Source organism: Thiolinea disciformis DSM 14473 (assembly GCF_000371925.1).
In the GTDB taxonomy this organism is placed as follows: Bacteria; Pseudomonadota; Gammaproteobacteria; order Thiotrichales; family Thiotrichaceae; genus Thiolinea; species Thiolinea disciformis.
The window spans coordinates 1-1270 of record NZ_AQVE01000068.1; the positions used below are offsets into that span (position 1 = coordinate 1).

Annotated in this window: 4 protein-coding genes; 2 read left to right on the plus strand and 2 right to left on the minus strand. The window is 40.4% G+C overall.

Annotated elements, in window-relative coordinates:
- Positions 1-218 precede the first annotated feature (218 nt).
- Together A3IE_RS0119430 and A3IE_RS0119435 are read left to right on the plus strand one after the other, a co-directional pair.
- Positions 219-587 carry a DUF6463 family protein gene (locus tag A3IE_RS0119430; RefSeq protein WP_020397266.1) on the plus strand — a complete coding sequence of 123 codons (369 nt, stop codon included), beginning with the start codon at positions 219-221 and terminating at the stop codon, positions 585-587.
- A gap of 17 nt (positions 588-604) precedes the next feature.
- Positions 605-811, plus strand: a complete 207-nt coding sequence (locus A3IE_RS0119435; protein WP_020397267.1) for a tautomerase family protein — start codon at positions 605-607, stop codon at positions 809-811.
- Position 812: 1 nt separating this feature from the next.
- Here A3IE_RS0119435 and A3IE_RS21565 read toward each other — a convergent pair whose 3' ends face one another.
- On the minus strand, positions 813-1118 hold the full coding sequence (locus tag A3IE_RS21565; RefSeq protein WP_020397268.1) for a hypothetical protein: 306 nt from the start codon (positions 1116-1118) through the stop codon (positions 813-815).
- A 60-nt stretch (positions 1119-1178) separates the two neighbouring features.
- On the minus strand, positions 1179-1265 hold the full coding sequence (locus A3IE_RS23500; protein WP_425425147.1) for an IS1 family transposase: 87 nt from the start codon (positions 1263-1265) through the stop codon (positions 1179-1181).
- Positions 1266-1270: the final 5 nt, after the last annotated feature.

Here is a 1270-nt window from a genome sequence, read left to right on the forward strand (position 1 = left end):
CGCCTATGAGTCCTTGGAGATGCTTCAGCACGAGCTACGCCACGTCTTAGACCTCATCGGACATCAATATGCGATTTCTTTTAGGTAGGTACTTACACTGAATAAAATCGTCAATGATTTTATTTTCTTTGATCGCACTATTTATGGTTTGTGCAAGATTTTTGAGCGTATAAGGGCGCAAGTTAAAATGCGTCATCATTGGATGGAGATATTATAAGATGAAAGTTTGGATAGGTTATTGGCTCATGTTTGTAGCACTCATACATACCCTCGTTATGATAGTGCTTTTTCCCAGCGTACTGGCTGAAATCGTTAAGCGCGGTATTGTTAATAGTGTTGGCAATGATCCGTTAATAGGGGCAGTAACGTGGTTCGGTTTATTTGGAATCTTATTATTTATTTTGGGAATGGCGATTAAGGATTTAGAGCGTGCAGGACAAGGAATACCGCTTAGTATGGCTTGGGCTATGCTAATACTAACAGTCTTAGGGATTATCTTAATGCCAGTTTCGGGGTTTTGGTTAGCTTTACCGGCGGTCGTGGGTATTTTTCTTCAACAACGCCAATTAAAAGCTAAGTTTTCTTAAAATAAAGAGGTTTGTTTATGCCAATTATTAGTTTTGAAGCTGGTCAATTGAGTGAAGCAGTAAAAGCAGATTTAATTGAAAAGTTAACTAATACTGCCGTAGAAGTGACAGGAATTTCCAAGCAGTTATTCTTTGTGGCAATTCGTGAGTATCCTGATAACAGTATTGCTGTGGGTGGGAAAACTGTGGCGCAGCTTAAACAAGAAGTAGCGGCTAAACCTTAAATTACCAATATATGATTAAGGGTAGGGCAGGTTTAAAGTCATGGCTTAGCCCTGCCTGCGCTTCATCAAAGCTTAACTCTACTAGGTGATCTAAGCCTTGTTGAATTTTAAATCCTGCTACTTTATTCATCTGCTGAGCTGCGATTGAATGAGGTACGCTAGGCTGGCTAATACAGATTGAAGTCAGTTGTTTAAGCCCAAGTGCATGGTTTAAGGCTTGGCGTTTATCGGGGCTAGCATGGATAGGAGCAGAGCCAAAGGGCAATACAAACCAAAGTGGTTCTGTCAATGGATTATTATCTGCCATTGGAATGGCTAAATGAGGCGGTAGATAACTTGGTTGGTAGTCCCAACAAGGAAAAGGTGGTCATGATTTAAAGGAGTTGAAGAAGCGTCTTTCGATACAGGTTCCAATGACTTTGTCATGAATCTCGATAGACTTAGAAAAACAGATCGTCT